This window comes from Microbacterium sp. C448, assembly GCF_000582705.2.
GTDB classification, from domain to species: Bacteria; Actinomycetota; Actinomycetes; order Actinomycetales; family Microbacteriaceae; genus Microbacterium; species Microbacterium lacus_A.
Genome location: NZ_HG779739.1, coordinates 1 through 6,395, shown reverse-complemented (window position 1 = coordinate 6,395; position 6,395 = coordinate 1). Strand labels below are relative to the sequence as shown.

At 67.4% G+C, this 6,395-nt stretch carries 6 protein-coding genes; all 6 read right to left on the bottom strand.

All coding sequences use genetic code 11. The annotated features are described in order from the left end of the window. A partial coding sequence (locus tag MIC448_RS11735; RefSeq protein WP_036299882.1) for an FAD-binding oxidoreductase occupies positions 1–310 on the bottom strand: 310 nt, incomplete at its 3' end. Continuing rightward, positions 307–1,314 carry a ketopantoate reductase family protein gene (locus tag MIC448_RS11730; protein ID WP_051513699.1) on the bottom strand — a complete coding sequence of 336 codons (1,008 nt, stop codon included), beginning with the start codon at positions 1,312–1,314 and terminating at the stop codon, positions 307–309. The genes MIC448_RS11730 and MIC448_RS11735, both read right to left, overlap by 4 nt. Next, positions 1,311–2,948, bottom strand: coding sequence for an ABC transporter ATP-binding protein (locus tag MIC448_RS11725; RefSeq protein WP_051513698.1), 1,638 nt, complete (start codon positions 2,946–2,948; stop codon positions 1,311–1,313). The genes MIC448_RS11730 and MIC448_RS11725 overlap by 4 nt, the downstream gene beginning before the upstream one ends. After that, the gene (locus MIC448_RS11720) at positions 2,945–3,856 is read right to left on the bottom strand and encodes an ABC transporter permease (RefSeq protein WP_051513697.1); all 912 of its coding nucleotides are present in this window, start codon (positions 3,854–3,856) and stop codon (positions 2,945–2,947) included. The genes MIC448_RS11725 and MIC448_RS11720 overlap by 4 nt, the downstream gene beginning before the upstream one ends. Next, complete coding sequence (locus MIC448_RS11715) at positions 3,853–4,809, bottom strand: ABC transporter permease (RefSeq protein WP_036299879.1); 957 nt, start codon at positions 4,807–4,809, stop codon at positions 3,853–3,855. Before MIC448_RS11715 ends, MIC448_RS11720 begins: the two co-directional genes overlap by 4 nt. A gap of 1 nt (position 4,810) precedes the next feature. After that, positions 4,811–6,395, bottom strand: a 1,585-nt coding sequence (locus MIC448_RS11710; protein ID WP_036299877.1) for an ABC transporter substrate-binding protein, incomplete at its 5' end; no start/stop codon positions are given.

Below are 6,395 nucleotides of genomic sequence, written 5' to 3'. Positions count from 1 at the left end.
CTCCCGCCTCGACACGCGCGAGTTGTTCGTTCGGGTCGATCGAGATGATGCGGTCGAGCCCGGAGAGGTCGAGCACGACGGCATCGGCTACTCCGACCGCGCCGCCCGCGAGCCCACTTCCCGCGCCCCGGGGGACGATGGCTGTACGGGTTTGGTTGGCCCACGCGAGCACCGCGCGAACGCCCTCGACCGAGCGGGGCTGGACGACACCGCGAGGCGCGACCGCTTCGGGCCATCCGGATCGATCTACCGATGCCGCGAGGAGCACTCCCGGGTCGTCGTAGATGTCGAAGATCACGTCCCGGCTCACCGCCCCCTCTGGCTCTCGCGCGCGCCGACGAGAAGGTCGTAGTCGAACTCGATCGGCAAAGCGATCTCGTCGGGGCCTCCACCGCGGGCGCCGAGCGCGCCGAGAGTTCGCGCGACGGCGGCGTTCAGGGGCGCCTCGGCGCCGATCGATCGAGCGATACGGGTGATCTCGCCGCTCAGAAAGTCCACCTCGTTGCTGGTGCGGCGAGCGAAGCTCTGCCACGTCGAGAGCCGACCGGGCGTGTGGCCCGGGACATCCCCGATGGAAAGTCGTACGTCATCGATGGGAGGCGGCGCGACGGCGAGCCCCGCGGCCTCGAAGATCGATCGCGCCTCCTCGACGAGCGCCGCCTCGGCGCGTTCGGCTTCGTCGCGAGAGGCGGCGAAGACATCCACGACATTCCGCAGATTCGCGATCAGCTTGCGTCGCTTGGCCGCGGCGATGTTAGGTTCGACCGCGGTCGCGAATCCCGCCTGAGCCAGGGCTGCTCGATGTCGCTCTTCATCGCCGGGAAGCGAACGGGGATAGCCGCCGATCCAGGCAGCCCCGATCACCGGGTACGCGGGTGAGACGATGACGCCCGGTTCGAGGTGGCTTGCCGGTATGCCGAGCGAGACGCCGAGAACCGTGTCGAAGCGACGTAGCGCGACGCCTTCGGCCCAGAGTCCGTTCTGCAGCGTCAAGATCGGCAAATCGGCGACAACACCGCGCTCGTCGGCGAGCGGAACCCAGGCGATTGCGGCCACGGCAGCCTCGGCATCTTGCGCCTTCACCGCCAGCACGATCGTGTCGGACGAGGTCGGAGCGGCGGCCTGAATATCTTCGACCACGTTCACACGGATGAGGTCGTCGCCGTGAGGACGACGCACCCGGATTCCGCGCTCGCTGATCGCGTCGAATGTCACCCCTCGCGCGAGAAGTATCGAGTGCACACCGGCGAGAGTCCACTGGGCCGCGAGAAGGCCTCCGATGGCCCCCGCCCCCACCACGATGTAACGACTCACGGGATGACGACCTCTCTCGACGCAAAATCCGATCTCAGACGCGCGCCGGGCACGGCGCTGAGGAGCGCCTTCGTGTACTGGTGCTGGGGCGCACCGAGGACGGCGGCGGCGGCTCCGGTCTCCACGACGCGTCCGCGTTGAACGACCGCGACCGTGTGCGCCACCTGCGCTACGACCCCGAGGTCGTGGGAAACGAGCACGTAGCCCACACCGAGGTCCTCCTGGAGTCGCGCGAGCAGGCGAAGGATCTGGTCCTGGACCGAAACATCGAGAGCCGAGACGGGCTCGTCGAGATAGATCAGTTCGGGTTGGATCGCGAGCGCGCGGGCGATCGCGACGCGTTGGCGTTGCCCGCCAGACAGTTCTGCAGGGCGCCGGGTTGCTGCATCCCTCGGCAGTCCCACCAGATCGATGAGATCCGCCACCCGCGCGCGGCGCTCGGCGCGACTGCCGATTCGGAAGGACGTGAGCGGCTCGGCGATCGAGCGTCCGACGCTGAATCGGGGGTCCAGCGCGGCAAACGGATTCTGCTGCACGAGTTGGAACCGCCGACGAAGTGGCCGTGCGGCGCGCCAATCCAGCGCCGTCAGATCTTGTTCGGCAAAGACCACTCGTCCCGTCGTGGGCAGCTCCAGTCCGAGCGCGATCCGCAAGAGGGTCGTCTTGCCCGACCCCGACTCACCCACGATCGCGAGCGTCTGTCCGGCGTGGGCCGCGAGCGTCACGTTGTCCACCGCTCGCACGGTCGGCTCGATCGATCCACGGGGAAGGGAGAAGTCCTTCGTGACACCCTCCCAGCGCACGATGACGGGTGTCTCGGCGACCGCTCGTTGTGGCGCAACCGCTGCGGACAGGCCCGGAGCAGCCGCTACGAGGCGCTGAGTGTAGGGGTGCCGGGGCGCGGCCAGTACATCGAGGGCGGGGCCCTGCTCGACGACCTCGCCGTGTTGCATGACGATGACCCGGTCCGCGCGGTCTGCCGCGACCCCGAGGTCATGCGTGATGATGGCGAGGGCGATCCCCCTCTCGCGTACTAGGGCGTCCAGATGGTCCAGGATCTGCTTCTGCACGGTGACGTCGAGCGCGCTCGTCGGTTCGTCCGCCACGAGCACGTCGGGATCTCCCGCGAGGGCAATGGCGATCAGCACGCGCTGCCGCAGGCCGCCGGAGAGCTGGTGGGGGTACTGCCTGGCGCGTGTCACCGGATCATCGATGCCCGCCTGCGTGAGCGCTTCGACGACGGCGGCATCGACGAGCGGTCGGGGGACGCCACGTAGCCGGACGGCTTCGCCCACTTGGTGACCCACCCGCTGCGTCGGATTGAGCGAAACCGTCGGATCCTGCGGCACAAGACCCACAACACGCCCCCGGATACGGCGGGCGGTCCGTTCGGATGCCCCGGCGAGTTCGACGTCGGCGACACGCGCGGAGCCTTCCACAATGTGTCCCGACGAAGGCAGTAGCCCGAGAAGCGCGAGCGCGACGGTGCTCTTTCCGGATCCGGATTCGCCGACGATCGCGACACGCTCCCCCCTGTCGATATCGAGGTCGATACCTCGCACCGCCTGGGTGACACGGCCGTCGCGGCGATATTCGACTCGTAGATCACGGATCTTGACGACCGAGCTCGTCATCTCTGGACCTCCTCGAGCGTCTTGGAGAGGTGATTGAGCGAAAGCACCACAACGGCGACAAAGAGACCGGGGATCAGCGAGACCCACGGCGCGGTAACGAGATAGTTTCGTCCGTTCGCAATCAGAGTTCCCCACTCGGCGGCCGGTGGTGCGGCGCCGAACCCGAGAAAGCTGAGCGACGCGACCGCGAGGATGGCGACACCGATGTCGAGCACGGCAAGCACCATCACAGGCCCCCACGAGTTCGGCAGGATGTGCGTGATCAGGATGCGGGTCCAGGAGGCACCCCCCGCGCGCGCTGCCTCTATATAGGGGAGAGTCCGCACGCGAAGGACTTCGGCACGGGTGGTGCGCGCAAAGCCGGGCACGATTCCGATCCCGACCGCGATGGCGACAGGGATGGTTCCGAACCCGAGGGCCGTGACGATCGCCAGCGCCAGGAGCAGCCCGGGGATCGCCAGGAACACATCCACGATCCGCATCGCGATCGAATCAGTGAGGCCGCCGACGAATCCCGAAAGCACACCGAGAGTCAGCCCGACGACGAGCGCCAGTCCGACAGCCAGCGCTGTGGCCGCGATCGTCAGAGCAGAGCCGTGTACCACCCGCGAATACAGATCTCGCCCGAGTTCGTCCGTTCCGAACCAGTGCGTTGGGCTGGGAGGCAGCAACCGATCGAGCGGCGCGGTGGCCGTGGGGGCGTAGGTTGCCAGAAGCTGCGGAACGACCGCCGAGAGAACGGCGAACAGGATGATTCCGAGGGCGAGGATCACTCCGAATCGCCGTAGCAGAGCACCCACAGGTCGACGTGTTCGAGCGAGCGAGGCGGTGGGCGCGGCTGCCGCGGGTCCGCTCGGGACCGCGTCAAAGTCGGTGGTGGGCGGACTCTCGAGCACAGTGACTGTCATGCGCGGCTCACATTCGGGGTATGGCTGATCCGGGGATCGAGCAAGGGGTAAAGCAGGTCCACGATCAGGTTGACGACGACGAACGCCCCTGCCGCAAGCACGACGATCGCTTGCACGACCGGCACGTCCTGCGCGAGCACGGACTCCTGCGCGAGCCGCCCCAGGCCGTGACGCGAGAACACTGTTTCGACGACGATCGACCCGGTCACCGTCGCTCCGAGGAGCAAACCCAAGATCGTCAACGTCGGCAGCGCCGCGTTGCGGAACGCGTGTCGCAGCTGCACCGACCAGCGACTGAGTCCCTTGGCGCGAGCTGTCGCGATGTAAGGCTCGCTCAGGGTGTCGTCGAAGCTGCGGATGAGCACCTGGGCGAGCACCGCCGACGTCGGAATGGCCATCGTGATGGCCGGCAGCACATAGCTGGCGGGCCCCTCGTTTCCCATTGCAGGGAACCAGCCGAGGGTGAACGCGAAGACCTGGATGAGGAGGAGGCCGATCCAGAACCCGGGGACGCTGACGCCCACCGCCGGCACGCGCCGAAGAATCGCGGCGACAGGTCCCCGCGGCAGCCACGTCGCGAAGAGTGCGAGGGCGACCCCGAAGACGAGCGCGATGAGTACCGCGAACGCGCTCAGGATCGCGGTGGGCGGCAGCCGGTCGGCGATCAACTCGCCGACCGGCACCTGCTTGGCGAACGACACCCCGAAGTCGCCGCGAAGCGCTCCGAGGAGCATGCCGAGGTACTGCTCCCACACCGGTCGATCGAGGCCGAGCCTCGCCGCGGCGGCCTCGCGCTGCTCCGGGCTGAGCGAATCGATCTCGACGTTGTTGGCGGCCAACTGCAGCGCAACCGGGTCGCTCGGGAGCAGGTAGAGGATGACGAAGGTCACGGTATACGCCGCCCAGAGGACGACGACTGCCTGACCGATCCGTCGGAGCACGTACCCCGTCATGTCACTCCTCGGACTTCCAGATGTCGTAGTACGACAGGAACGACTCGCTGGTGAACCGGAACCCGTGCACCCCTGGGGCCGTCGCGGCGTACTGCACGCGCTCGAAGATGGGGAAGGTGACTCCCTCATCGACCAAGACCTTCTGGAGCGCGTCGTACGCCGCCTTCTGCCCCTCGGCAGTCGTCGCGGTCAACCCTTCGTCGAAGAGCGATTGGATCTCGGCCGCGGTTTCGGGGGTCGCAACGCCGCTCGCGAAGGCCTTCGATGACGCGTAGCGGGCGTCGATGATCCACTGGATGACAGAGGGCTCGGCCCGCGTGTAATACGTGACGAGAACGTCGTAGTCGCCATTGGAGATGATCGATGCCCGCTCCGCGGCCTGGTAGACCCGCAGCTCGAAGTTGATGCCGACCTGCTTGAGCTGATCTTGGAGAAGCACGTCGCCCGGGGATTCGGCCGTGATGGGCCTCACGATCGTGAGGGTCTCACCATCCTTCTCGCGATAGTCCTCACCGTCCTCGAGCACCCAGCCCGCATCCTCGAGGATCTCGGCGGCACCCTCGGGGTCGTATGCGAGCGCCTCGGTCTGCGGCTCGAAGAACGGAGTCGTGGAATTGAACGCACCGTCGACGACGGGGTAATCGGCGCCGTAGATCGTCGCCGCATAGGTCTTGCGGTCGATGGCCTTCTGCAACGCCTGCCGCACAGCGGGGTCGGCGAGAATCGCCCCGTCAGCGGTGTTCGCGAACAGGCTCTGGGACACCCCGGGCAGAGGGCGCGACTGGACCGTCGCGCCGCTGGACTCAAGCAGTGTCCGATCCTCGGGGGTGAACGGGTTGCGTGGCCACGCGACGTCGCTCGCCCCGCTCGCCAGATTGCCGACGCGGACGCTGTCCTCGGCGACGTAATTGATGCGGACCGCGTCCAGATACGCCTCGCCCTGGTGGTCGTTCAGGTCACTGGCCCAGTCGTACCCGTCGCGCTTGCTCAGATCGATCCCCTCCCCCGGTCGGTACGAGTCGAGGACGAACGGGCCAGAGCCGACCACGTCGCCGAGGCACCGCTCCTCGGGCGTCGCGTCGTACGACGAGGGGGCCAGGATGGCCAGGTTGGTTGTGGAGGTCCCCTGCAGGAAAGACGAGTTGGGGGTCGAGAAAGACACCTCGACGGTGTCGTCGTCGACGGCGGTCGCCGCCTCCAGACCCGCGACGTACACACCTCCATAGGCCCCCGGTACCGCCTGGATGGTCTCGAGCGCGCTCTCGAAGGTGCGCACGACGGCGTCAGCGTTGAGCGGGGTGCCATCCGAGAACGTCACGCCGTCGCGCAGGATGAAGGTGTAGGTCAAGCCGTCGTCACTGACACTCCAGTCCGTTGCGAGCCACGGCACGAGCTCACCCGTTTCGGGGTCCTGGTCGGTCAGGGAGTCGGCCACATTGCGGATGACCTGCCGGTGCTCGATCCAGTAGGTCTGGAACGGATCGACGCACGCGAAGGCTGCGTTGTCGGGCCAGAACTCGAGCGTCAGCTCGCCGCCGGCGACAGGCTCTGCGTCGGTGGTCGGGGCGGGGCCCGCCTGTCCCCCC